Origin of the sequence: Nocardioides caeni (genome assembly GCF_004912195.1) — a bacterium.
Taxonomy (GTDB): Bacteria; Actinomycetota; Actinomycetes; order Propionibacteriales; family Nocardioidaceae; genus Nocardioides; species Nocardioides caeni.
In genome coordinates this window covers 77,217-102,038 of the sequence record NZ_STGW01000010.1, presented here as the reverse complement: position 1 = coordinate 102,038, position 24,822 = coordinate 77,217, and the positions used below count along the sequence as shown (strand labels likewise).

Below are 24,822 nucleotides of genomic sequence, written 5' to 3'. Positions count from 1 at the left end.
CTGAGTTCTGCGCAAGCGCAGAGCTCAGACGAGCTCAACGATCGTGGCGATGCCCATGCCGCCGCCGACGCAGAGCGTGGCGAGGCCGCGGCGCAGCTCGCGACGCGCGAGCTCGTCGATCAGCGTGCCGAGGATCATCGCGCCGGTCGCACCGAGCGGGTGGCCCATGGCGATGGCGCCACCGTTGACGTTGGTGATCTCGTGGCTGATGCCCATGTCGCGCATGAAGCGCATCGCGACGGCGGCGAAGGCCTCGTTGATCTCGAACAGGTCGATGTCCTCGACGCCGAGGCCAGCGACGGCGAGCGCCTTGCGGGCGGCCGGCGCGGGTCCGGTGAGCATGATGATCGGGTCGGCGCCGGACACCGCGGTCGCGATGATGCGGGCGCGCGGGGTCAGGCCGAGGTCCTTGCCGACCTGCTCGTTGCCGATCAGGGTCAGGGCCGAGCCGTCCACGATGCCCGAGCTGTTGCCGGCGTGGTGGACGTGGTTGATCTTCTCGAGCCAGTGGTACTTCTCGAGCGCCACGTCGTCGAAGCCGGCGTCGGCGCCGAGCTGGGCGAAGGACGGCTTGAGGCCGGCGAGACCCTCGACCGAGGTGTCGGGGCGGACGGTCTCGTCCCGGTCGAGGATGGTGACACCGTTGAGGTCCGTGACGGGCACGATCGCGCCGTCGAAGTAGCCGTTGGCCTGGGCCTTGGCGGCCCGGTGGTGCGCCTCGGCGGCATAGGCGTCGACGTCCTCGCGGTTCCAGCCCTCGATCGTGGCGATCAGGTCGGCGCCGATGCCCTGGGGCACGAAGCCGGCCTTGAAAGCGGTCGCCGGGTCGGAGGCCCAGGCGCCGCCGTCGGAGCCCATCGGCACCCGGCTCATGGACTCCACGCCACCGGCGATGATGAGCGACTCGAAGCCACCGCGGACCCGGCCCGCGGCCTGGTTGACGGCCTCGAGGCCGGAGGCGCAGAAGCGGTTGAGCTGGACACCGGCGACGGTGTCAGGCAGACCGGCAGCGATCGCGGCGGTCTTGGCGATGTCGCCGCCCTGGTCGCCGATCGGCGAGACGACACCGAGGATGACGTCGTCGATCCGGTTGGTGTCGAGACCCGGGTTGCGCTCCTGCACGGCGTCGAGCAGACCGACGGCGAGGTCGACGGGCTTCACCTCGTGGAGGGATCCGTTGGCCTTGCCGCGTCCACGCGGGGTGCGGAGGTGGTCGTACACGAATGCTTCTGCCATGACCGTCCTTGTTTCGGATGACTGGTGCGGTGCCAGTGGAGTGGCGGTGGAGTCCGGCGAGGATCCGGCCGGAGGCCGGGCGCGCCGTTCGGGGGAAGTGTCCCTGCTCCGATTGTGACACTATTACTGTCATGGTCAAGAGCGAGGGTCCAACTGGTGACGTGCACCACACCGGCCGAGACGCAGGCGGGGACCATCTGCTCACCCTCGACGAGCTGACGCAGCGCGTCGGGCTGAGCGTCCGGACGGTGCGCTTCTACACGACCAAGGGCCTGGTGCCACCGCCGATCCGCCGCGGCCGGTCGGGCTACTACTCCGCGATCCACATCGCGCGCATCGAGCTGGTCCTCGAGCTCGCCAACCACGGTTTCACGCTCTCCGCGATCGAGCGCTACGTCGCCGGCATCCCCGACGACGCCACCCCCGAGGACATCGCCCTCGCCCGCACCATGCTCGCGCCCTGGCAGTCCGACCTCCCGGTCGAGATGGACCACGGGCAGCTCGAGACCCGCGCGGGACGGGCGCTGTCGGGCGACGACCTCGCGACCCTGCAGGCCCTCGGCGTGATCCGGGTCCGCGACGGCATCTATCTCGTCGCCAGCAACCAGCTCGCCATCGGCATCCGGCTCCTCGAGCTCGGCTTCCCGCGCGACGTCGCCGTCGCCGCCGCCGCCGTCTATCAGGAGCACGGGGAGCAGATGGCGCGCGAGCTCTATGCGGTCATCCACGAGCGGCTCGCACCGCTCTATGACGACGAGGAGTCCGAGCACTTCCGCGAGGTGATGGAGCGGCTCAAGCCGCTGTCCGTCGGCGGACTGGTGACGGCCTACGAGGCCGCCGTCGCGCGAGCGGCCCGCGCGCCGCGGCGGGTCGTGGGCTGACGGCCGGGACGGTGCGACTCACCAACCGTATTTGTCGTCTGAGGGGTCCCCGGACGACAAATATGGTTGGTGGACCGGAGATCAGCGGCGGCCGGAGCTGAAGCCGGCGGCGCTGTGGCCACCGCCCGCGCCACCGGATCCACCGGTGCCGCCGCGGCGGCGGTTGCGCTGGCGGTTGCCGCCCTGGCCGCCGGCCTTGGGCGCGCCCTGGCCGCCCTGGCCGCCCTGCGACGAACGCTGGCCGGGCTTCTGGGCCGACTTCTGGCCGGGCTTCTGACCCTGCCGCTGACCGCCACCCTGCGCGGCGCCGCCCTCGGCGCGGGAACGGGCCCGGGCCCGGCTGCCGGGTCGGTTGCCGCCCGAGCGCTTGGCACCGCTGCCGGGAGCGCCGACCGGCGCGGTCAGCTCGATGCCGCCCGGCCGGGAGCGCTCACCGGGAGCCAGCTCCTGCAGCACCGGGTGCTGGGCGTCGTTGAGGCGGGTCGTCGTCGGCTTGATGCCGGCGGCCCGGGTCAGCTCACGCACGTCGCCGCGCTGGTCCGAGGTCATGAGCGTGATGACCGTGCCCGCGGCGCCGGCGCGCGCCGTACGGCCGGAGCGGTGGAGGTAGGCCTTGTGCTCGGCCGGCGGGTCGGCGTGGACCACCAGGGACACGTCGTCGACGTGGATGCCGCGGGCCGCGATGTCGGTGGCGACCAGGGTGGTCGCGGCGCCCGAGTGGAAGGCATCCATGTTGCGGGTCCGGGCGTTCTGGCTGAGGTTGCCGTGCAGGTCGACCGCCGGCACGCCGTTCTTGTTGAGCTGGCGGGCCAGCGCCTTCGCGCCGTGCTTGGTGCGGGTGAACACGACCGTGCGGCCGGGGGCGCTGGTCAGGTCGAGCAGCACGGGCAGGCGGTGGTCGCGCTCGATGTGCAGCACGTGGTGGTCCATCTTGGCGACCGGCGACTGCGCCGAGTCGGCCTCGTGGACCGCCGGGTTGCGCAGGAAGCGCTTAACCAGCACGTCGATCGCGTTGTCGAGCGTCGCGGAGAACAGCATCCGCTGGCCGTTCTTGGGCGTCTGGTCCAGCAGGCGCCGTACGGCGGGCAGGAAGCCGAGGTCGGCCATGTGGTCGGCCTCGTCGAGCACGGTGATCTCGACGTCGGCGAGGGAGCAGTGGCCCTGGCCGATCAGGTCCTCGAGCCGGCCGGGGCAGGCGATGAGGACGTCGACGCCGTTGCGCAGCGCGGTGACCTGCGGGTTCTGGCCGACCCCACCGAACACGACGGTCGTGGTCAGACCGGCGGCCTGGGCGAGCGGGGTGACGGTCGCGGAGATCTGGGAAGCGAGCTCGCGGGTCGGGGCGAGCACGAGAGCGCGCGGCCGGCGCGAACGCGGCTCACGGCCACCATCGGCGAGCAGGCGGGCGACCAGCGGCAGCCCGAAGGCGTAGGTCTTGCCGGACCCGGTGCGTCCGCGGCCGAGCACGTCGCGGCCGGTGAGCGAGTCGGGCAGCGTCGCCGCCTGGATCGGGGTGGGGACGGTGATCTGCTCCCGCTCGAGGACGGCGAGCAGGGAGGTGGGTACGCCGAGGTCGGCGAAGGTGTGCGTCACGGAATTCTCTCCGGGGACGCGCGAGCAGAGCGGCGCGACCCCTCATCTGGGGCGTCTCGCCGTGCTGTCCCGTCCGGTGACGGGAGCGGTGAAGCGGTGCCTCTCTCAGGCGCGACCACGGTCCGTGGGCTGGTGCGGTGCGCGGGGACCCGGGGCAAGACTGGCCGGATCGCTGTGACGAGCCTAGGGGGCGGGACGCCGTACGACGGAATCGGCGAGCAGGTGTCCTGCGCCACGTTCGTTACGGTCCGGCGGGTGGGTGCGGCCGCTCGGGCGGTGCTGTAACACGCTGTTAACCGATCTCGGGTGCCCGCGCCGGATGTTCACGACCCGTGCAGCGCGCGAAATCGCCGGCACGGGTCGTGAAGGTCGCGCAACAACGTGTTACAGCGCACACCCCGGCGAGCCCCGGGGGCTCAGACCCGGATCCGGGTCAGACGTCGATCTGGACCGCGACCCCGCGCTCGACCAGGCCGTCGACGTCGGCGATACCCCAGGCGGCGAGGGCCTCGCGGGTGTGCTGACCGGCACCAGCGGCCGGGGGGAGGGACAGCGTCGCGCCGGTGCGGGAGAAGCGGGGCGCGGGCTGCGGCTGGGTGACGCCCTCGTGGTCGACGAAGATCTCGCGGGCCTTGATGTGCGGGTGCTCGGCGGCCTCGCTCATCTTCAGGATGGGAGCGACGCAGGCGTCGGTGCCGTCGAAGATCGCGCACCACTCGTCGCGGCTCTTCGTCAGGAACGTGGTCGCGATGAGCTCACGCAGCTCGCCGGTCTTCTCGAGGTCCCAGCGGTCGGGCGCGGTGTCCTTGATGCCGAGCAGCTCGACGAACAGGTCGTAGAACTGGGGCTCGAGGGCGCCGACCGACATGTGCTCGCCGTCGGCGGTCTCGTAGATGTCGTAGTACGGCGCTCCGCCGTCCAGGAGGTTCGCGGCCCGCTCCTCCTTGAAGCCGCCGCCGGCGAGGAAGGCCGCGGTCATGGCGTTGAGGTTGGCGGTGCCGTCGACGATCGCGGCGTCGACGACCTGGCCCTGGCCGGAGACCTTGGCCTCGAGGAGGGCGGCGAGGATCCCGATGACGAGGTACGTCGAGCCGCCACCGAAGTCGCCGACGAGGTTGGCCGGGAACTGGGGCTTGTCCTTGACCTGGCCCAGGCCGTGCAGGGTGCCGGTGATGGCGATGTAGTTCATGTCGTGCCCGGCGGCCTGCGACCAGGGGCCGTCCTGGCCCCAGCCCGTCATCCGGCCGTAGACCAGGCGCGGGTTGCGCTCGTGGCAGACCTCGGGACCGAAGCCGAGCCGCTCCGCCACCCCGGGACGCATGCCCTCGACGAGGACGTCGGCATCGGCGACCAGCTCCAGCACCGTCGCCACGGCCTCGGGGTCCTTCAGGTTGAGCGCCACGCTCGGCCGACCCCGGTTGAGCAGGTCGTGGGAGCCGCCGGCCAGCATCTGGCCGCCCGGACGCTCGACGCGGATCACGTCCGCGCCGAGGTCCGCCAGGATCATGCAGGCGTGCGGGCTCGGCCCGATGCCGGCGATCTCGACGACCTTGAGGCCCTGGAGCGGACCGGTTCCCTGACCGAGTGCGTACGTCATGGGCGGCATCATGGCACGGATCGTGACACCAGTGGTGTCACGGTCCCTACCGTCCAGTAGCCGCCGCGCACCGTCTTGCCGCCAGACCGAGGCAGGACCTCCCCGAGCCAACCGCGAGCGCGGCAGCGCGGCGCCCGCGCCGAAGGCGCGTCGTGCGATACCCGCGGCCCGAGCGCAGCGAGCGGCCGTGCGGTCTCGCACGACCGGCGACTCGCTCGCGCTAACCAGGGTTGACGATCTTGGCGAGCTCGAAGTGCATGGGGTCGGTCCAGGCCCAGTCGCCGCCCCAGGCGAAGCCCCAGTACTTGAAGATCGCGACGACCTCGCGGTTCATCTCGCCGACGGTGCCGCGCTGGTTGCCGGGGACGTTGAAGTCGAGCGCGAGGCCGAACGAGTGGTTGGAGAGGGTGGAGGAGCCGGCGATGAAGCGCGGGTAGTAGCACCCGGCGTACTCCTCGCGGTGGATCTCCTTCTCCAGGCCCCGGCTGACGACCTCGGCGAGGGCGGCCTTGAGCTGCGGCATCATGAACTTGTTGCACGTGACGGAGCCCAGGATCGGCACCTGCTCGGTGACGATGTGGGAGCTCACCCAGGCCGGGTCGGGGGCGATCCGGCCGCCACCGATGGGCGTGTAGCGGAAGACGCCGACCGCGTCGCTGAAGCCTCCGACGGGCACGACGGTCTGGAAGGTGTCGAGGTCGAGGCCACGTTGGGCGACGATGTCGAGGGCGGTGATCGAGAAGCGCTCCTTGCCGAAGACCTTCACGATCCGGTCCCGGACCGCCTGCGGGGAGGCGATGCCGGTGTTGATGAGGATCGCGTTGCCCTCGCGCAGCCCCAGCTCCTCGCCCCACTTCGCGTTGACCATGGCGTCGACACCGTCGACCTCGCTCGGCGACCAGGCACCGACGTGGATGCGCTGCTTGCCGACGGTGAGGTAGCCCTCGCCGTCGACCGGGAGCTCGCGTTGCATCGCCTGGGCGACCGCGACCTCGCCGCCGGCGATGCGGTCCCACTGCTCGTCGAACTCGGCACTCGTCTGCCCGGTGAAGCCGCGGAAGCCGTCGGCGTCGACGGCGGCGATGTCATAGAGCTTGCCGTCGACGGTGAAGTTTCCGTAGGACAGCGCGGTGTGGGCGGCGATGCCCTTCTTGCGGTCCTTGCCGGTGCCGACCGTGACGTCGAGGAGCTGCTTCAGCTCGTCCTCGGGGATGGTGTCCTCGCTCACCAGGAGCAGGTCGTCACCGAAGAGCGTGCCGTCGAACGCGGCCGGCGCGGCGACGGCGTGGTCGGGGTCGGCGGCGTTGGCGGGGATCTCCTCGGCGGCGCGGGTGGGGTCGGCCTTCTCCTCGGCGGTGCCGGCCGATCCGGCGCAGGCGGTGAGGCCGAGGGGGAGGACGACGAGCAGGGCGGAGGTCGCCACGACACACCGCTTCGCGGTCCGTCGCGCGCGTCGCTGCGCAGCTCGTGCCACTGCCATGGCCCCTTCCCCGCCACCGGCCCACCCGGCAGTCCTCCCGAGGTCAGCGTAATACGCACCACATCGGCCGTCCGGCGAAGCACCCGGTTGGCCTCGCTCAGCGCAGGACGCGCTCGACGATCCAGGCGATGTCGTCGGCGGTCTTCGCCGGCTCCGCCGACGGCTGCATGACGTGGCTGAGCACCAGCCGCACCACCATGTCGATGCAGGCCTCGAGCCGCTCGGCCCCGATCCCCACGTCGTACGACGCCACCCGCTCGGAGATGACGCCCTTGGCTCCCTCCAGCAGGAACTCGGCGTGGGTGGTGAGCAGCGGCAGGAGCTCGGTGTCGGCGCCATGGGTGGCGGAGACGACGGCGTGGAGGAGCGCGTTGTCCTGCGCGTACTTGAGGACCCGGCGCGCGGAGTCGCGGATGGCGGAGGTGAGGTCGTCGGGGTTCTCGTCGAACGAGCGGGTCACTCCGGCGAGGAACTGGTCGAGCTCGCGGAGGATGACCGCGGTGGCGAGGTCGTTCTTGGTGCCGATCTCGTTGTAGACGGTCTGTCGGCTGACGCCGACCTCGTCGGCGAGGCGGCTCATGGTGACCTTCGCCCATCCGACGGTCGAGGTCAGCCGGACGGCTGCCTCGAGCATCCGGCCGCGCAGGCTCGACGGGCTGGTGGAGGTCACGGCGGACAGTGTGCCCGCCCGCGCCCGGTCGGACCGAACCGCCGCAGGCCTGCGGAGCAGCGCTGCCGGACCGGGACCGGAGCGGTCCGGCAGCCTCACCGGCTCATCCCTCGAGGGTCAGCGCGAGGACGGGGCAGGCCTGCACGGCGGCGTAGACGTGCGCCCGGTCGGACTCGTCGGGGGTGTCGTTGAGGACCTCGACCTGGTCGGTGTCCTCGTCGACCTCGAAGTAGTCGTTGGCCATGGACTCGCACATGCCGAGTCCCTCGCACTTGTCGAAGTCGACGGTGATCTTCATGGCTCAGGCCTCCACCTTGTCGGGGTCGAACGGGACGAAGTCGATCTTTTCGCGGACTCCGCAGTCGGGACAGAACCAGTCCTCCGGGATGTCGGCCCAGGCTGTGCCGGCGGCGAACCCCTGGTGCTCGTCGCCGGCGGCCACCTCGTAGGTGTAGCCACAACCGGGGCACCTGGCGGCGAGGATCTCGCCGGTCTGGACCTGGGCGAAGTTGTCCTCGTGCAGGCGGTGCTCGGCGGGCGGCGGGAACTGGGCGTAGTACTTCGCCTCCTTGCCGGGGGCGATGTTGGCCAGCGTGATGTCGCCGTCGAGGTGCTCGACGACGCGGTGGTCCATGACCTTGCGCCACAGGGGCGGGACCAGCGCGAGGTTGATCATGCCGGCGTAGCCGGTGGGCAGGGCCGGGGACTCCTTGAAGTCGCGCAGTGCCTGGTAGCGCCGCGTGGGGTTGGCGTGGTGGTCGCTGTGGCGCTGCAGGTGGTAGAGGAAGATGTTGGTGACGATGTTGTTGCTGTTCCAGCTGTGCATCGGCAGCACCCGCTCGTAACGCTGCTTCTCGCCGACCCGCTGGCGCTTGAGGCCGTAGTGCTCGAGGTAGTTGACGACCTCGAGGAGCGAGAAGCCGAAGACGACGGTGATCGGGATGTAGACCGCGACCTGCCAGCCGTTGAGCGCGATGACGGCGGCCCAGAGGACCACTGACATGGCCCAGGCGTTGAGGACGTCGTTGCCGACGTGGAACGGGTGCGTGCCCTTGCGGCGGTAGCGCTTGGCCTCGACCTCCCACGAGCTCTTCAGCGAGCCCCAGACGGTGCGCGGCCAGAAGCGGTAGAGGCTCTCGCCGAGCCGGGACGACGCCGGGTCCTCGGGGGTGGCGACACGGACGTGGTGGCCGCGGTTGTGCTCGATGTAGAAGTGGCCGTAGAAGGTCGGCGCGAGGGTGATCTTGGCGAGCCAGCGCTCGACGGACTCCTTCTTGTGGCCCAGCTCGTGCGCGGTGTTGATGCCGATGCCGACGACGCCGGCGATCGAGAGCGCCCACAGCGCCTTCTCCCACCAGGGGAGCTCGAGGTGGTCGGCCATCAGGTTGGCGCTCAGGTGGGCGTCGCCCCAGTCGCCCAGGCCGACGGTGTTGAGCAGCCACGCGACCGGGTTGCCCTCGCCGATGATGTAGTAGCCGGCGAAGACGAGCGCGAACATCATCGGCACGTAGGCGAAGACGACCCAGCGGTAGTACTTGTCGTTCTCCAGGTCCTCGATGACCTCGTCGGGCGGGTTGCTCTGGTCGGTCCCCATCGCGAGGTCCATGAGCGGGATGAGGAAGTTGATCAGGAAGGGCGCGACGAGGGTGAAGCCCCACCAGCCGCCGGAGGCGATGTAGGCGACGGCGAACAGCACACCGAAGCCGGGGACCATCAGTCCCCAGAGCCACAGGTAGCGCTTCTTGTCCCGCCACTGCTCGGTCGAGCCGTCGGGGACGGTCCCGAGATCGGGGGTGCCTGCTCCGGTCATGGTGTGCCTCCTCGCGCGGCCGCGTCGCCGCTTGACAAGACGGTACGACTTGTAAAGCCCGTTTGACAAGAGGAAGGTACTTGTAAAGTTCCGCCGGCGGGCGTGGTCAGCGGAGGTCGAGGTCCTGGTCGGTGTCGATGAGGCTGCCGGGCACCGCCCCGAGGCCCAGCAGGCGGGTCACCAGGTTGGCGACCGAGGCGTTGCGGACGGGTCGCGGTCCGTCGTACGACGGCTGGCCGCTGCCCGGATCGGCGTAGTCGTCGGCGTTGAGCCGGTAGAGGTCGCCGTGGACGACGCCGGGGCCCCACACCACGAACGGGATCGTGTAGTCCTCGGCCGCGCCGGCGTCGCCATGCCGCTTCTGGCCGCGCAGTCCGCCGTGGTCGGCGGTGACGACGACGATGGTCTCGCGGGCCCGCCGGGGGTCCGCCTCGATGGTCTGCACCACCTGTCCCAGCGCCGAGTCGGCGCGACGGACGGCGTCCTCGTAGGCCGGGGATCCCCAGCCGTGGGCGTGTCCGGCGACGTCGGTCTCGGCGATGTGGAAGAAGACGAGGTCGCGCCGGTGCTGCTGGAGATCGGTGACGGTCGCGTCGGTCAGCGCGTCGAGCGACTCGTCGACCACCAGCTCGTCGATGGTGCCCGGCCAGGACCGGCCCCACATCTCGAACTTCTCCTTGCCGGTGAAGACCGCGCTCTCGCCCCCGGCCGCCGCGATGGTCGTGAACACCGAGTCGACGCCGGAGCGCACGTTCTGCGACGTCGGGTCGTTCCACGTGACGCCGTGCCCGCCGAGCGCGGTGAGGATCGGGCGCCCGGTCACCATGCCGGTGTGGTTGGGCAGCGTCACCGTCATCTCGACGGCGGTGCGGGCGTTGAGGGTGCCGGCGCCGGAGTCGAGCAGCCCCTTCAGGACGGGGGTCAGCTCCTCCGTCACGGCGTACGACGCCAGGCCGTCGATCGACACGACGACCACACGCGCGTCCTTCGGCAGCTCCGGGATGACCGGCAGGTCCGACGGTGCCGGGTCCGCGGGGCGGGTGGCCCGGGTCGGGTCGTCCGCGCCCGTGCGGCCGGCCGACTCGGTCGCGGCGGGCGGGCCGGACGCCGTGGCGCTCGGGTCGGGAGCCGTGGCCTGCTGCGGGTCGCCGTCGCGGCCGGTCCACCAGAAGGCGCCGACCAGCAGGGCGACGACGAGGGCGGCCAGGGCAGCGGTGGCCAAGCGGCCGGCGCCGGGCTTGGCCGGCTCGAGGTGCGACACGCTCGCACCCTAGTGGTGAGATCAGCCGCTGTTGACCGCTTCCCGGGAAGTCACGGACGCCCGCACGGGCAGCCGCTCGTAGCCGCGCAGGACCCGGGTCGGGCGCCGCTCGGGCGTGCCGCTCACGTGCAGGTCACCGAAGCGCTCATAGAGCGCGCGCAGCGCGACGGCGGCCTCGAGCCGCGCCAGGCTGGCCCCGAGGCAGTAGTGCACGCCCGCGGAGAAGGCCAGGTGCGCGTCGGCGTTGTCGCGGGTCACGTCGAAGTCGTCGGGGTCCGTGAACACGGCGGGGTCGCGGTTGGCGCCACCGAGGTAGAGCAGGATCCCGTGGCCCGGCGCGAAGTGCTTGCCGGCCACCTCGGTGTCGCGCAGGGCGATCCGCAGCGTGAGCTGCACGGGCGACTGGTGTCGCAGCACCTCGTCGACCGCGTTGCCCCAGCCGTCGGGGTGGGCCAGCAGCCACTGCAGCTGGTCGGGGTGGCGGTCGAGCAGCGCGACCGCGTTGCCGATCAGGTTGACCGTGGTCTCGAAGCCGGCAGCGAGCACGAGGAGCCCGACCTGGTGCAGCTCGACGGGGTCGAGCCGGTCGTCGCCGTCGAGCAGCACCAGCTGGCTGATGAGGTCGTCGCCGGGGTTCGCGATCAGCGACTCCACGTGTCCGCGGAACCAGGTGTGCATCTCCCGCAGCGCCCGCTCGGCCTGCCGGAACTGCGGCCAGGTCAGGCCCGGGTCGAGGGTGATCGCGGCCTCGTTGCCCAGCTCGAGCAGCCGCCCGCGGTCCCTCTCGGGCACGCCGAGCAGGTCGGCGATCACGGTCACCGGCAGCTGGGAGGCGTAGCGGTCGATGAGGTCGAAGTCGTCGGCGCCCGCGGCGGCGATGTCGTCGAGCAGGGCCGCGGCGACGTCCTCGACGCGGTCGCCCATCCGGCCGACCTTGCGGGCGGTGAACGCCCGCGCGACCTGCTTGCGATAGCGGGTGTGCAGGGGCGGGTCGACGGCGAGCATCGACGGCGGGTCGACCGGACCGAGGGTGTCGGGGTCGATGACCTTGTGGTGCAGCCACTGCAGCGGCTTGGGCAGCTCGCCCTGGCCGCCGGCGGTGCCGAAGGCGTCGTTGCGGAGGACCTCGTTGCACACGGCGTGGTCGACGCTGGCCGAGATCAGTCCGTTGGCGCTGATGACGCCCCGGCCGCGCAGCTCCTCGTAGGCAGCGAACGGGTCGGCGCGCAGGGAGGGGTCCATCACCATCCGGCTGATCAGGTCGCCCTTGCGCGCACCGCGCTGGATCAGGGCCCGCTGCAGGCCGTGGGCCAGGGTCCACGCCGCGAACGACCGCGGCGTGTCGAGGAGCTCCCGCGTCCGGCCGCGACGGGACGCCGCGGGGGCCGGCAGGGCGCGGGGGTCAGGCGACGACACGCGTCACACCCTCCCCCGCGGGCGGCACCGTGTCCAGCAACCGCAGCACTCCGCGCGAGCGCAGCAGGAGCCGGTGGCGCTGCTCCTCGACGACGTGCTCGGGCAGCTGCTGGTCCAGCTGCGTGCTCGCGGCCAGCTCCCACCGGTAGCGGAGCGCGGCGATCAGTCCGGCGCGGTCGCCGAACAGCTCGTCGTACTCCGGGGTCCAGGGCAGTCGCGGCGCCTCTCCGTCGAGCAGCTGCTGGTTGAGCAGCTCCTCGACGGCACGCAGGATCTGCCAGCGGCGGTGCGTCTCGGTCCAGGTCATCGTCCTCACCGACCTCTCGGCTGTGGTGTCGTTGGTGTGACAGCGACGACGCTACGGATCCGCCGACCCCGCGGGCATCGGTCGACAGCAGGCAATCGCGACCCTCGGGTCTCCTACCTGGGGAGGAGGCCGTCGCCTGCCCTGGCCGGATGACCGCGGCGACTGCGATCCCTACGCTGGTGGGCATGCTGCGCTGGATCCGTGACGTCGACGCGAGGCTGCACGCCCGCATCGAGTCGTCGATGGCGCGGCGCGGCATCCTCTATCCGTGGTGGATCCCCACCGTGTGCGTGGTCGGACAGCTCGTCGCCGTCCTCGTGGCGCTCGCCCAGCGCGACGCCCTGTGGACGCCGACACCGCTGGTCGCGACCGTCCTGCTCGTCGCGATCTCCCCGGTCATCCACCTGCTGCTCGGCGGGTGGCTGCCCTGGTGGCTCGACGGGCTCGGCACGCTCCTCGCCGCGGTCCTCCTCATGGCGACACCGGTGACCTCCGGCATCGACCTGGCGCCGGCGATCCTCGCGCTGCTCTCCGCCGAGGCCGTCGCGCGTGACGGTGTCCTCCCCGGGGGGCTGACGGCGATCGTGAGCGCCGTCGTCATCGTCGTCACGACCGCGACGGTCGGTCTGGCCGATCCCGGCGTCTATCTCCTCGAGGTCACCCTCGGGGCGGTGGTCGGGGCCATGCTGTGGTGGCAGATGCGGGCACTGGCGGCGGAGCGGCAGGCGCGCGCCCGGGCCTGGGACCAGGCGACGACCGCCGAGCGGGAGCGGATCGCCCGCGAGATCCACGACCTCGTGGCGCACTCGCTGAGCGTCTCCCTGCTCCAGGTCACCGGCGCCCGGCACGCCCTGCGCGACGTCACCGACGCGCCCGACGTCGCCGAGGCCGCGCGGGCCGCCGCTGAGGTCGACGCCGCGCTCGCCGACGCCGAGAGCGTGGGCCGGCAGGCGATGGCCGACATCCGTCGCACCGTGAGCACGATGGCGCAGGGCCCGAGCGAGCGGGTAGCGCTGCCCGTCGCCGCCGACATCGGCGCCCTCGTCGCGCAGGTGTCCGCGGCCGGCCTGCCCGTCGAGTACGACGAGCAGGGCGACCCCGCCGCGCTGTCGGCCGCCACCGGGCTCGGTCTCTATCGCATCGCCCAGGAGTCACTCGCCAACGTCGCCAAGCACGGCGCCGGCGGGCCGGTGCTCGTGCGGCTCGCCGTCACCCGCTCCGGGTCCCGCCTCCAGGTCCGCAACCCGCTGCCCGCGGGCCGACCACGCGGCGACGGCGCCGGATCGGGCCTCGCCGGCATGCACGCGCGCGCCGGACAGCTCGGTGCCGCGTTCACGGCCGGGCCCGACGGCGAGGACTGGGTCGTCGACGTGCGCCTGGGAGCCGCGCCCCGCGGGCGTGCCTTCGAGCTGCCGTGCGGTCGCACCGTCGGCTCCCTCGGGCAGGCGCGGACGGCATGAGCACCGAGACCTCGACGACGGGGCTGGCCAGACTGATCCGGGTCGTCCTGGTCGACGACCAGGAGCTGGTCCGCTCCGGCCTGCGCCGGATCCTGCGCCGGCGCGACGGCTTCGAGGTGGTCGGCGAGTGCACCGACGGCTCCGAGCTGCCCACGCTGTTGGCCACCACCGCGGCGGACGTCGTCGTGATGGACCTGCGGATGCGGGTCGTCGACGGGATCACCGCGACCGCCGAGCTGACCGCCCGCGGCGACGGCCCGCCCGTGCTGGTGCTGACGACCTTCGACGACGACGAGATGCTCTCCGGAGCACTCCGCGCCGGCGCCGCCGGCTTCCTGCTCAAGGACTCCTCCGCCGACGACCTGATCCGCGCGGTCCGCACCGTCGCGGAGGGCGGCAACTGGCTGGACCCCTCGGTGACCGGCCGCGTGCTCGAGCGCTATCGGACGACGCCGCCGGTCGTCGTACCGTCGGGGCGGGGGGAGGCCTGCGACCTGCTCACCGCCCGCGAGCTCGAGGTGCTGCGCGCCATGGCCCTGGGCCGCAGCAACGGCGAGATCGCCGCCGAGCTGGTCATCTCCGAGCTGACCGTGAAGAGTCACGTCGGGCGGATCTTCACCAAGCTCGACCTGCGCGACCGCCCCGCCGCCATCGTGTTCGCCTACGACAACGGCCTCGTGTCACCACACCGCGGCTGACCCTCGTCGGTTGAGGTGCCGCGAGCGAGGAACGAGCGAGTGGCCTCGAAACCTCTGTGGTCACCTGGCGGAGGTTGGCCCGGTGGTTTCGAGGCTCGTCGCTGGCGCTCCTCGCACCTCGACCACCGGCTGGCTCGCCGCTGACGCTCGCTCCTCGATGACCGGGGAGGTCAGGCCTGCTCCTCCGACGCCTCCACGGCCGGCCGGCCACCCATGCCGCTGGCGGCCCGCTCGACGGAGCGGTGGATGAGCGACTCGAGGTCGAGGCCGGTGGAGGTCTTGAGCATCTGCAGGGTCTGCACGACGTTGTCGGTGACCTGCTTGGGCAGGGCGCCGGCGCCGTCGGTGGAGAGCACCGTCAGCTGGTCGATGGCGGCGATCGGGGAGGCCACCTCACGGGCGATCTGCGGGAGCACCTCGATCAGCATCTGCAGGACGGCGGCGTCGTTGTAGTGCGCGAACGCCTCGGCCCGCTTGTCCATCGCCTCCGCCTCGGCCTGGCCGACGGCCAGGGTCGCGGCGGCCTGGGCGTCACCCTCGGCCCGGGTCGCCTCCGCCTCGGCGACACGACGGGCCTTCTCGGCCTCACCGCGCTTGGCGCCCTCGATGGCCTCGGCCTCGGCGAGCGCGGCACGACGCGACTTCTCGGCCTCACCGGTGAGTCGGGCCTCCTCGGCCTGGGCCTCCGCGGACGCGATGGTCGCGGCCTTGCGGGCCTCCGCCGCGGCGATCTCGGAGTTGCGACGCCCCTCGGCCTCCTGCTCGACGCGGTAGCGCTCGGCGTCGGCGGGCTTGCGGACCTGGGTCTCGAGCTGGCGCTCGGTCAGCGCTGCCTGTCGTACGGCGACCTTCTCCTGCTCGAGCAGGATCGCTTGGTCGCGGTCGGCCTGGGCCAGCGGGCCGGAGGCGGCCGCCTGGGCTGCCGCGGCGTCGGTCTCGGACTTGATCTCGGCCTGCTTCAGGGCGAGCTGGCGCTGGGCGACCGCGATCTCCTCCTCGGCCTTGATCCGCGCCTGCTCGGCGGCCCGGCGAGCCTCGGCCTCGGCGATGGAGGCGGCCTGCTCGATGCGGGCGGCCTCGGGGCGGCCGAGGTCGGCGAGGTAGGTGCCGTCGTCGGTGACGTCCTGGATCTGGAAGGCGTCGAGGATCAGGCCCTGGCCGGTCAGGGAGCTCTCCGACTCGTCGGCGACGCGCTGGGCGAAGGCCGCGCGGTCCCGGATGATCTGCTCGACGGTGAGGCCGCCGACGATCGAGCGCAGGGCACCGGCGAGCACCTCCTGGGTGAAGGGCTCGATGTCGGCCTGCTGGGAGAGGAAGCGCTGCGCGGAGAGCCGGATCTGGTCGGCGTTGCCGCCCACCTTGACGATGGCGACGCCGTCCAGGTTGAGCTTGATGCCCTGCCCGGACACGGCGCCGCGGATCTGCACGGAGATCCGTCGGCTGGACAGGTCCATGGTGGCGAGCTTCTGCACGAACGGGATGACGAAGACACCGCCGCCGAGGACGACCTTCTGGCCCGACAGGTCGGTCGACAGCTCACCGGTCTCCGGGTTGATCACCGCCTTGCCCTTGCGGCCGGTGACGATGAAGGCCTGGTTGGGACCGGCGACCTTGTAGCGGCTGGTGACCAGCAGCACGAGGAGGACCAGGAGGACGACGATGCCGGCGAGCGGCAGCCAGATGGCTGAGGACATGGTGTCGACTTTCGTTCGTGGGCGGGCGGTCGGACGTTCGGGACCCGAGGCAGGTGACCTGCCCCGTGGTCAGGGGCGCCACACCTCGGTGACGTTGACGGCGGTCGGGGACAGGACGCCGGTGACGTCGACCTCGCGCCCCGCCTCGATCGGGAGGGCGGCGGAGGCGTTGAGTTGCAGGGTGTGACCGCCGACGTTGACGCGCACGACGCCGTAGCCCTCACCGGGGATCGAGGTGATGACCTGTGCGCGGAGACCGACCGCGTCGGAGATCGAGACGGTGCCGTCGCTGGGGCCGTCCTTGACCAGCCGGGTCAGCCACCACGCGAACCAGGCGACGACGACGCCGGAGCCGCCGGCGATGGCGAGCGTCAGCGGTGTCGCCAGATCTGCCCCGTCCGCGGCCGCGCCGGCGAACCCGAAGGCCGAGACGAAGCCGCCGATCGCGGCGGTCGAGATCCAGTCCGCCTCGAGTGCGTCCCAGGCGCCGTCGAGCAGGTCGCCGACCAGGAGGGAGAGCGCGAGCACGACGAGACCCGCGATGCCGAGGACGACGTAGATGCTCACGAGAACCCTCCCTGTGCCGGAGATGGACCGAACGCTAGCCCACCAGCCCGGGCTCCGCAGGATGTGAGGGGGGTCACAAAGTTGCACTGAAGTGCATTTCGATGCAAAGATGCACTCTATGACCGAGCTGTGCATCAACCGTCGAGAGGCCAAGCGTCTCGAGACCGCGCACCGCTTGCAGGCGTGCGCCGTGCAGCTCACCCTCGACCACGGCTTCGACAACTGGACGATGGAGGACCTCGCCGCTGCGGCCGACGTCTCCCGCCGCACGGTGTTCAACTACTTCGCCGGCAAGGCCGAGGTCATCCTCGGGCCCGAGATCGAGATCGACCCCGCCCACATCGAGACCTTCGTCGGGGGCGGACCGACCGGTCACCTCTTCGACGACCTGGTGCTGATGGCCCACGAGGTCACGGCCGAGAAGACGACCCCGGACCTCGCGATCACCGCGATCCGCGAGGCGATCATCACCGAGCCGCGCCTCATCGCTTTGGTGCACGAGCGCTTCGAGGGGGCCGCCGAGCTGCTCGGCGACGCTGTCCGCCAGCGCGAGGGCGCCGACTTCCCGGAGGTCCGCATCCGCCTGATGCTCCGCCTCCTGCTGACCTGCTTCGACGACGCCCTGGACCGCACGGCCCAGGACACCAGCCACACCTTCAACGAGCACTTCGACGCGACGGTCGCCGACGCCCGTACCGCTCTCGCCTGACCCCTTCCCCGCGCCGGAGACCCCGGCACCATCCCTCACCCCAGGAGACCTCACATGGCCCGCCTGCTCTATCGCCTCGGCTCGACCGCCTATCGGCGCTGGCCGCTGTTCATCGCCGGATGGCTGGTGCTGGTCGTCGCTGTCGGCGCGATCGCCGCGACCGCCTCCAAGCCCTTCAGCGACGAGTTCACCATCCCCGGCATCCCGTCGGAGGAGGCCGCTGACATCCAGCAGGAGCTCTTCCCCGACGCCGGCAACGCCTTCGACGACGCGACCGTCAACGTCGTGGTCGCCGCACCCGAGGGCCACACGCTCGACGAGGCCCCCTACGAGGCCGCCATCGCCGACCTGATCGACGCCATCCACGGCCTGCCCCAGATGGACCCCGACGCCGTCCAGCCCGGCCTCGTCGACCCGACGGCCGCCGCCGAGGACCAGCGCCAGATGTACGTCGACGCTGCCACCGAGTCCGGCGGTGACGTCACGGCTGCCGAGGCCGACGCCGCCGCTGTCTCCCCACTGTCCGAGGACGGCCGGATCGGCACCATGTCCTTCGAGTGGGACCTCGAGACGGTCGCCGACCTCGACGCTGCGTCCGTCGACGCCTTCAAGGAGCTCCTCGCCGAGACCACCGACGAGACCGGCCTGATCGCCGAGGCCAACGGCCAGGGCATGGCCGTGATGGAGGCGCCCGGCGGCACCGCCGAGCTGATCGGCCTCGGGATCGCGCTGTTCGTCCTCCTGCTGACCTTCGGCTCCCTGATGGCGGCCGGGATGCCGCTGCTCAACGCGATCTTCGGCGTCGCCCTCAGCATGGCCGGCGTCAGCGCGATGACCGCCGTGATGGATCTCAGCTCCTCCACCACCGCCCTGTCCTCGATGATCGGCCTCGCCGTCGGCATCGACTACACGCTCTTCATCCTGGCCCGCTACCGCACCGAGCTGCACCACACCGACGACCGCCAGCACGCAGCCGGCATCGCGGTCGGTACGGCGGGCTCCGCGGTCGTCTTCGCCGGTCTCACCGTCCTGATCGCGCTGTCCGCCCTGTCCGTGGTGGGCATCCCCTTCCTCACGAGCATGGGCCTCGCCGCCGCCGCGACGGTCCTGATCGCCGTACTCGTCGCGCTGACGCTGCTGCCCGCCCTGCTCGGCGTGACCAAGTCGAAGGCGTTCGGCGGCCAGGTCCGCAAGTACCGTCCGACCCGCGACGACCACGGTCGCGTGCTCAACAACGGCGTGCGCTGGGCGCGGGTCCTCGCCAAGGCGCCGGTGGCCTGGGTGGCGGGCGTCGTCATCGTCCTCGGCGCGCTCTCCCTCCCGATCGGTCAGATGTACCTGGCGTTCCCGAGCGACAGCACCGCCCCCTCCGACACCACCCAGCGCAAGGCCGCCGACCTGAGCGAGGACGCCTTCGGCGCCGGACGCCAGGGCACCTTCGTGGTGGTGGTCGACGGTCGCGACATCGCCGACGACGGCCAGCGCGACGAGGCCTTCGAGCAGGTCGTCGACTGGGCCGCCGGCCAGGACGGCGTCGCCAACGCCCAGCTGGTGGCGACCAACGCCCCGCGCGACGACACGGGTGCCTCCAACGGCCCGGCGACCGGTGCGATCATCCAGCTCACGCCGTCCTCCGGCCCCGACGACCCTGCCACCCTGGACCTGCTCGACGACCTGCGGGCCGGCCAGAGCTCGATCGAGGACCAGACCGACACCGTCGTGGGCGTGACCGGCCTGACCGCGATCACCACCGACGTGTCCGACCAGCTCAACGGCGCCCTGCCGACCTACCTGGCGGTCGTCATCGGCCTCGCGTTCCTCCTGCTGGTGCTGGTGTTCCGCTCGATCCTGATCCCGCTGACCGCGACCCTCGGCTTCCTGCTGTCGGTCCTGGCCACGCTCGGCGCGACCGTCGCGGTCTTCCAGGAGGGTGCCTTCGGGATCTTCGACGGCCAGCCGCTGGTCAGCTTCATCCCGATCTTCGTGATCGGTGTGGTGTTCGGTCTCGCGATGGACTACCAGGTCTTCCTGGTCACCCGGATGCGCGAAGCCCACGTCCACGGCCTCTCCACCCATGAGGCGGTCGTCGACGGCTTCCGCAACAGCGCCCGCGTCGTCACCGCGGCCGCGGCCATCATGATCGCCGTGTTCTCCGGCTTCATCATGGAGGACGACGCGATCATCAAGTCGATGGGCTTCGCCTTGGCCATGGCCATCGTGTTCGACGCCTTCATCGTCCGGATGGTCCTGATCCCGTCGCTGCTCTACATCCTGGGCGACAAGGCCTGGTGGCTCCCCGCCTGGCTGGACCGGATCCTCCCCAACGTCGACATCGAGGGCGAGTCGCTCGAGCGCGACTCGGCGCCGCTCAACATCGCCGACCTCGACGACGACCTCGACCCCGACCGCGAGCTCGCGAGCGTCTGACCTTCGTCACCCGTCGCACCGCTCACATCGAACGCACCGCGCCCCCCGACCGCCGATGGTCGGGGGGCGCGGTGCGTTGCCGGTGGGGCTGATGGGGCTGTCGGGACTGTCGGGGGCTTTCAGGCCTGTAACACGTTGTTGATCGATGTAGGCGACCCGTGTCGTCGGATTTCGCCGCTGCACGGGTCGTGTACATCCGGCACAGGCCGCCCAGGTCGGCCGACGACGTGTTACACCCGACGCAGGTCGCATAGAGCCGCCAACAGCGTGTTACAGCCCGAGCGAGCCCCGGAGGCTGGTCTCAGCCGAGGGCCTTCTGGATGTCGCCGCCGAGCTTCTCGGGCTTGGTGGTGGGCGCATAGCGGTCGAGGACCTGGCCGTCCTTGCCGACGAGGAACTTGGTGAAGTTCCACTTGATCTTGCCGCCGAGCAGGCCGCCCTGCTCGTCCTTGAGCCACCGATAGAGCGGGTGGGCGTCGTCGCCGTTGACGTCGATCTTGGAGAACAGCGGGAACGTGACACCGAAGTTGCGCTCGCAGAAGGTGGCGATCTCGTCCTCGGTGCCGGGCTCCTGGTGACCGAACTGGTCGCAGGGGAAGCCGAGGACGACGAGGCCCTGCTCGCCGTACTCGTCCTGGAGCGCCTGGAGTCCCTGGTACTGCGGGGTGAAGCCGCACTTGGAGGCGGTGTTGACGACGAGGACCACCTTGCCGTCGTACGACGACAGGTCGACCTCCTGGCCGTCGATGGACGTCGCGGAGAAGTCGTGGAGACTGGTCATGCCTGCAGTGTGTCAGGTCCCGCGTCGGACCCCGGTGCGTCGTGGACGCGGCGGCGGTGGTGGCGCCAGAGCATCGCGGCGACCAGCAGCAGGACGCCGTCGACCACGCCGACCACGATCAGCCCCAGGGCGCTGGCGCGGGCGCCCTCGACCTCCTGGGTGCCGGGGCGGCCGGGCAGTACCCGGACCCGGATCTCGCCGCTGTCCTCCGCCCGCTGCCAGGACGCACGCGTGACGTCGGCCGGCCAGACCCGCTCCTCGGGATCGACGTCCTCGGGCAGGCGGAAGCGCACGACGTAGTGCGGGTCCGTCTCCTCCTTGAGTACGTCGGTGGCGCTCACCTCCGCGACGACGTCCCGTCCGTCGCGGTCGAGCCGCCACTCCTGCCACAGGTGGTGACCGAGCGGGAGGTTGACGAGCAGCAACGCAACGACGAGGCCGGCAACCACCTTCCCGGTGCGCGGCAGGTCGTCAGGCGCCACCGGGGTCCTCGGCGGCCTCGGCGACCTCGGCGACCGTGGGGCCGGAGGCCTGCAGGCCGGGGAACGGCTCGCCCCACCGCGCGCCGAAGGCGATCTCGGCGAGCGGGAGGCGGCGGCGCTCGCGGTGGTCTCGCTCGGCGTCGCGCTCCGACATCCCGTCCGGTGCGCCGCGCCTCCCGACCGCGATCCCGGTCAGCACCTTCGCGTGCGCCGGCACCTCCAGCGCAGCGGCCACGGCGTCGTGGTCGAATCCCGCGAACTGGTGCGCGTGCAGTCCCATCGCCCGCGCCTGCAGGACCACCTGGCCGGCGGCCAGGCCGACGCCGTAGGCGGGGAAGGTCGGGTCGCCGGGCTCCTCGCCCTCGTCGGCCAGGAGCGCGGTGGCGATCAGGACCGCCGAGGCGCGGGGCACCCAGCCGGAGTTGCCGCGGCTGAGGTGGGGCACCAGGACGTCGTGGACGGCGCTGCCGCGGGGCGCGACGAAGAAGCGCCACGGCTGCCGGTTGCCGCCGCTCGGCGCCCACTGGGCGGCCTCGAGCAGCCGGCTCAGCTCGGCGGTCGTCAGCTCGTGGGTGGGGTCGAAGGAACTCGGACTCCAGCGGGACCGGAGCGGCTCGGCGATGTCGACCGGGTTCATGCCTCCGAGTATCGAGGAGGAGGGGGTCCGGGGAGCAGGCGGGCCCCCCCAGCCACCGCCTGCTCCCCGACCGCTCCCTCCGCCATCGATGTCCGGTTGCGACGGCCACGATGGACCGCGCGATGGGCTCCCGCGCGATCCGACGGGCCCGACGTGGGCCGGCGACGGGTCAGCGCCCGCCACCAGTGGGATCGCCCCGCCGCTCGCTTCCCGGACACCTCAGCCTGCTCTCCGGACGTGCGGCACGCGTGGGGACTGGGACATCGTGCGCACTCCTTCGGTCGGCTGGGCGGACGGGACGTTTCTTTGGCGTCCCTCACCCCATCCGACGGTCGACCCGCCCGCTCCTTACGCGACTTCGGAAAAAAGATTTCAGAAGTTCCGCGACGAGCAGGGCCACCTGCTGGCGGTGGGCCCGGGCTCAGCCGAGGCTCAGCGCCCGATCAGCGCCCGATCAGCGCCCGATCAGCGCCCGATCAGCGCCCGATCAGCGCAGGATCAGGGCAGGATCACGGCGGTGGCGGTGTTGTTGCCGAGCCTCGGGTCGTCGTGGCCGGCGGGCGGCGCGACCCGCGCGGCAAGCTCCGAGCTGCCGGAGGTCATCAACCGGATCGGCAGCTCCACGCTCGCGCTCCGAGCGCCGGTCCACGTGCAGGTGATCGTCGTGGTGGTGGTCTGGAGGTCCCCGTCGGGAAGGCCACCGAGGGCGGCCGGGCAGCGCCAGCCCGCTCCCCCGGCCCAGGCGAGGCCGACGACGTTGGTGACCGTCACGGTGACCACGGAGTCGGTCGGCACGTTGCGCACCGGCAGGACGACCCGCGACAGGGTGTGGCGCAGCACGGCGAGCTGGTCGACGTCGGGCCCACCGAGCGCGACGTCGACGACGGGCGCCGCCGGAGGGGTCGGGGTCACGGGTTCGGTGGGGTCCGCCGGGTCCCTGGGAACAGCAGGGTCGACCGGGTCGACCGGGCGGGGGCGGTCGACCGACCCGCGGCCGACGGTCGGGGCCGGGGCGGGCTCGACCGTCGGTGTCGGCGCAGCATCGACCGGCTCGACCGGCGCCGGTCGGGCGGCGTCCTCGACGGCGTCGGTGGTGTCGGTGGTGTCGGCGGGGTCAGCGGTGTCCGGCGCCGCGGCCGATGACGCCGACGCCGGGCGCTCGTCCGACTCCCCGGCGACGAGAGGCACCGCGACGGCGGCACCGACGCCGACGACCGCCACGGCCGCGGCCAGCGCCCAGCGCGACCCGTTGCTGACCAGGCGTCGGCCCCAGTCCACGACACCCAGCCACCAGGCGCCGATCGCGGCCCAGAGCCCTCCGGCGCCCGCGGTGAGGGCGAAGCCGCCGGCACCAGGGCCCAGCACGACCGGCAGGAGCAGGGCACCGAGGCGCCGATTGACGTCGTCGAGATCGGCGAGCGCGGCAGCGCAGCACACGCACTCGTCGAGATGGGCCGTCAGCCCGGCCTTCTTGCGACGGTCGACGGATCCGCGGGCGTGGGCGGGCAGCAGCGGCGCCCACGTGCTGCAGGCGGGGTCGGCGGCGTCGGCGATGTGCGAGCTGAGGTACTCCTTGCGCAGGCCCTCGCGTGCCCGGAAGTTCAGCGCGGCGACCGCGTTGGGCTTGATGCCCAGCAGGTCGGCGACCTCGCCGTGCGGGAGGTCCTCGACCGCGGTGTACCAGAGCACGGCCTGCCACCGCTGCGGCAGACGCTCGAACGCTTCGGCGACCGCACGGTCGTCGAAGCGCTTCTCCGGATCGTCGACGAACTTCAGTTCCTCGGTCGGGGGGAGCGTCTCGTAGTCGTCGATCAGGTCATAGCGTCGCTCGGCCCGCAGCGTGTTGATCCACACGCTCCGGATGGAGGTCAGCAGGTAGGAGCGGAACGACACGGTCGGCCCGAGGTCGCGCTGCAGCGCGTCGAGGACGCGGGCGAACGCCTCGGCGACGAGGTCCTCGGCGTGGTCGGCGTCGGCGAGCCGGGTCGCGAAGCTGACGGCTGAGGCGCGGTGACGGGCGAAGAGCTGGGCGTAGGCGTCCTGGTCCCCCTCGCGCGCGCGGCTGAGGAGCGCGCGGTCGTCGTCGAGTTCCGAGAGTGCAGCCGTCACGAGAGGTCCAACGGACGAGACCGTGGATAGTGCCGGTCGGCCTCGGGACATGACGCGCACCACACGGCGCAGGCCGGCGTCAGACCGGGCCAGATCCGATCCCGGGTGTCGCGTCATCAACCGGCGGTTGCGGTGTCAGGTCACTGTCAGGTCATCGTCAGGCCTGTCCAGAACCGAGCGCCCCGGAAAGGCGGAGGGACCATGGACCAGCAGCCCGGAAGGCACCGCGCCGTCCCACCGCAGCCGCTGCCCCGCGCGGTCATCCCGGCGGGTGGCCGCGCCCTCGCTGCCGTCCTGATCACCGCCAGCCCCGACGGTGTCCCCGACGCCGTCCTCGGCGTCGCGGCGGAGGAGTTCGGGACGACGTACGCCCTGGAGGGGGAGAGCCTCGACGTCTGCCTGCGCGACCTGGACGCCACGCTGATGGCGATCGACGGGATGCCCGCCCCGCCCGATCTCGTACGACGAGCCGCGCTCGCCTGGGGGGATGCGGTCCAGCGGCACTACACGTGCCTCACCTGCGCCGACCCGCTGACCGGCCTCGCGACCCTGCACCACCTCCAGGCCCAGGTGGCCGACCTCTACCGCGCGGCGGCCGACGGACACACCTCGGAGCGCGAGGTGTCGCGGACCCACGGTCTGGTGGTGATCGAGCTCGCCTCCGGCGCTGCGGGGAGCACCGACGGCGCTGAGAGCACGGGGAGCACCGCGTCGCTCGGTGCGCTCGAGGACGCCATGCGCCGCGCCGCGGCCGCCGACCTCCTCGAGCAGCAGCTGCCCGCCTGCGGCACGGCTGCCGAGGTGACGCCGCGCCGTCTCGTGGCCCTCGCGCGCCGCTCCCCGGAGCTCAACCCCCACCTCGACAACCTGTCGGCCAAGCTCGACGAGCGGCTCTCGACCCGCTGCCGGATGTGGGTCGAGGAGCTGCCGCTGCAGCCCGCCGATGCCCGGGAGCTGGTGGCGGCCCTCGCTCGCTGACCGCGAGCGCGGCACTCCACCGGTCGGGT

General features: G+C 71.9%; 22 protein-coding genes. 6 read left to right on the top strand and 16 right to left on the bottom strand.

Annotated elements, in window-relative coordinates:
• Nucleotides 1-24: 24 nt before the first annotated feature.
• Nucleotides 25-1,236: an acetyl-CoA C-acetyltransferase gene (locus E9934_RS14425; protein ID WP_136563593.1), complete on the bottom strand. Its 1,212-nt coding sequence runs from the start codon at nucleotides 1,234-1,236 to the stop codon at nucleotides 25-27.
• A 131-nt stretch (nucleotides 1,237-1,367) separates the two neighbouring features.
• On the opposite strand from E9934_RS14425, the gene E9934_RS14420 reads away from it, so the two are divergent.
• Entirely contained in the window at nucleotides 1,368-2,117 is a 750-nt protein-coding gene (locus E9934_RS14420; RefSeq protein ID WP_158295012.1) for a MerR family transcriptional regulator, read from the top strand.
• A gap of 81 nt (nucleotides 2,118-2,198) precedes the next feature.
• Here E9934_RS14420 and E9934_RS14415 read toward each other — a convergent pair whose 3' ends face one another.
• The 9 genes from E9934_RS14415 to E9934_RS14375 all read right to left on the bottom strand — a co-directional run bounded on the left by E9934_RS14415 (nucleotide 2,199) and on the right by E9934_RS14375 (nucleotide 12,251).
• Complete coding sequence (locus E9934_RS14415; RefSeq protein WP_136563591.1) at nucleotides 2,199-3,710, bottom strand: DEAD/DEAH box helicase; 1,512 nt, start codon at nucleotides 3,708-3,710, stop codon at nucleotides 2,199-2,201.
• Between the two features lie 433 nt (nucleotides 3,711-4,143).
• Nucleotides 4,144-5,307: a CaiB/BaiF CoA transferase family protein gene (locus tag E9934_RS14410; RefSeq protein WP_136563590.1), complete on the bottom strand. Its 1,164-nt coding sequence runs from the start codon at nucleotides 5,305-5,307 to the stop codon at nucleotides 4,144-4,146.
• 220 nt (nucleotides 5,308-5,527) lie between these two features.
• On the bottom strand, nucleotides 5,528-6,730 hold the full coding sequence (locus tag E9934_RS14405; RefSeq protein ID WP_238694967.1) for a M15 family metallopeptidase: 1,203 nt from the start codon (nucleotides 6,728-6,730) through the stop codon (nucleotides 5,528-5,530).
• 154 nt (nucleotides 6,731-6,884) lie between these two features.
• Nucleotides 6,885-7,457 (bottom strand): TetR/AcrR family transcriptional regulator, encoded by a 573-nt coding sequence (locus tag E9934_RS14400; protein ID WP_238694966.1) that lies wholly within the window; start codon nucleotides 7,455-7,457, stop codon nucleotides 6,885-6,887.
• A gap of 103 nt (nucleotides 7,458-7,560) precedes the next feature.
• A complete protein-coding gene (locus E9934_RS14395; RefSeq protein WP_136563588.1) occupies nucleotides 7,561-7,755 on the bottom strand; it encodes a ferredoxin in 195 nt (64 codons plus the stop codon).
• A gap of 3 nt (nucleotides 7,756-7,758) precedes the next feature.
• The gene (locus E9934_RS20580; RefSeq protein ID WP_136563587.1) at nucleotides 7,759-9,267 is read right to left on the bottom strand and encodes a fatty acid desaturase; all 1,509 of its coding nucleotides are present in this window, start codon (nucleotides 9,265-9,267) and stop codon (nucleotides 7,759-7,761) included.
• A 106-nt stretch (nucleotides 9,268-9,373) separates the two neighbouring features.
• On the bottom strand, nucleotides 9,374-10,528 hold the full coding sequence (locus tag E9934_RS14385; RefSeq protein ID WP_136563586.1) for an alkaline phosphatase family protein: 1,155 nt from the start codon (nucleotides 10,526-10,528) through the stop codon (nucleotides 9,374-9,376).
• A 21-nt stretch (nucleotides 10,529-10,549) separates the two neighbouring features.
• The gene (locus E9934_RS14380) at nucleotides 10,550-11,944 is read right to left on the bottom strand and encodes a cytochrome P450 (protein ID WP_238694965.1); all 1,395 of its coding nucleotides are present in this window, start codon (nucleotides 11,942-11,944) and stop codon (nucleotides 10,550-10,552) included.
• Nucleotides 11,931-12,251 carry a hypothetical protein gene (locus E9934_RS14375; RefSeq protein ID WP_136563585.1) on the bottom strand — a complete coding sequence of 107 codons (321 nt, stop codon included), beginning with the start codon at nucleotides 12,249-12,251 and terminating at the stop codon, nucleotides 11,931-11,933. Before E9934_RS14375 ends, E9934_RS14380 begins: the two co-directional genes overlap by 14 nt.
• A gap of 185 nt (nucleotides 12,252-12,436) precedes the next feature.
• On the opposite strand from E9934_RS14375, the gene E9934_RS14370 reads away from it, so the two are divergent.
• Nucleotides 12,437-13,711 (top strand): sensor histidine kinase, encoded by a 1,275-nt coding sequence (locus E9934_RS14370; protein ID WP_136563584.1) that lies wholly within the window; start codon nucleotides 12,437-12,439, stop codon nucleotides 13,709-13,711.
• Nucleotides 13,708-14,409 carry a response regulator transcription factor gene (locus tag E9934_RS14365; protein WP_136563583.1) on the top strand — a complete coding sequence of 234 codons (702 nt, stop codon included), beginning with the start codon at nucleotides 13,708-13,710 and terminating at the stop codon, nucleotides 14,407-14,409. Before E9934_RS14370 ends, E9934_RS14365 begins: the two co-directional genes overlap by 4 nt.
• A gap of 170 nt (nucleotides 14,410-14,579) precedes the next feature.
• Here the strand turns inward: E9934_RS14365 and E9934_RS14360 are convergent, their stop codons facing one another.
• Complete coding sequence (locus E9934_RS14360) at nucleotides 14,580-16,103, bottom strand: flotillin family protein (protein WP_136563582.1); 1,524 nt, start codon at nucleotides 16,101-16,103, stop codon at nucleotides 14,580-14,582.
• Nucleotides 16,104-16,172: 69 nt separating this feature from the next.
• Nucleotides 16,173-16,670 (bottom strand): hypothetical protein, encoded by a 498-nt coding sequence (locus E9934_RS14355; RefSeq protein WP_136563581.1) that lies wholly within the window; start codon nucleotides 16,668-16,670, stop codon nucleotides 16,173-16,175.
• Between the two features lie 109 nt (nucleotides 16,671-16,779).
• On the opposite strand from E9934_RS14355, the gene E9934_RS14350 reads away from it, so the two are divergent.
• A complete protein-coding gene (locus E9934_RS14350) occupies nucleotides 16,780-17,379 on the top strand; it encodes a TetR/AcrR family transcriptional regulator (RefSeq protein WP_136563580.1) in 600 nt (199 codons plus the stop codon).
• A 54-nt stretch (nucleotides 17,380-17,433) separates the two neighbouring features.
• Complete coding sequence (locus E9934_RS14345) at nucleotides 17,434-19,806, top strand: MMPL family transporter (protein ID WP_136563579.1); 2,373 nt, start codon at nucleotides 17,434-17,436, stop codon at nucleotides 19,804-19,806.
• A 301-nt stretch (nucleotides 19,807-20,107) separates the two neighbouring features.
• On the opposite strand, the gene E9934_RS14340 is transcribed toward E9934_RS14345, so the two are convergent.
• The 4 genes from E9934_RS14340 to E9934_RS14325 form a co-directional block, all read right to left on the bottom strand.
• Entirely contained in the window at nucleotides 20,108-20,587 is a 480-nt protein-coding gene (locus E9934_RS14340) for a glutathione peroxidase (protein WP_136563578.1), read from the bottom strand.
• Complete coding sequence (locus tag E9934_RS14335) at nucleotides 20,584-21,069, bottom strand: DUF3592 domain-containing protein (protein WP_136563577.1); 486 nt, start codon at nucleotides 21,067-21,069, stop codon at nucleotides 20,584-20,586. The genes E9934_RS14340 and E9934_RS14335 overlap by 4 nt, the downstream gene beginning before the upstream one ends.
• Nucleotides 21,059-21,706 (bottom strand): nitroreductase family protein, encoded by a 648-nt coding sequence (locus E9934_RS14330; RefSeq protein ID WP_136563576.1) that lies wholly within the window; start codon nucleotides 21,704-21,706, stop codon nucleotides 21,059-21,061. Before E9934_RS14330 ends, E9934_RS14335 begins: the two co-directional genes overlap by 11 nt.
• A 498-nt stretch (nucleotides 21,707-22,204) precedes the next feature.
• Entirely contained in the window at nucleotides 22,205-23,815 is a 1,611-nt protein-coding gene (locus E9934_RS14325) for an RNA polymerase sigma factor (protein ID WP_158295011.1), read from the bottom strand.
• A gap of 201 nt (nucleotides 23,816-24,016) precedes the next feature.
• Here E9934_RS14325 and E9934_RS14320 point away from each other — a divergent pair, with 201 nt between their 5' ends.
• A complete protein-coding gene (locus tag E9934_RS14320; protein WP_136563574.1) occupies nucleotides 24,017-24,793 on the top strand; it encodes a hypothetical protein in 777 nt (258 codons plus the stop codon).
• Nucleotides 24,794-24,822 lie beyond the last annotated feature (29 nt).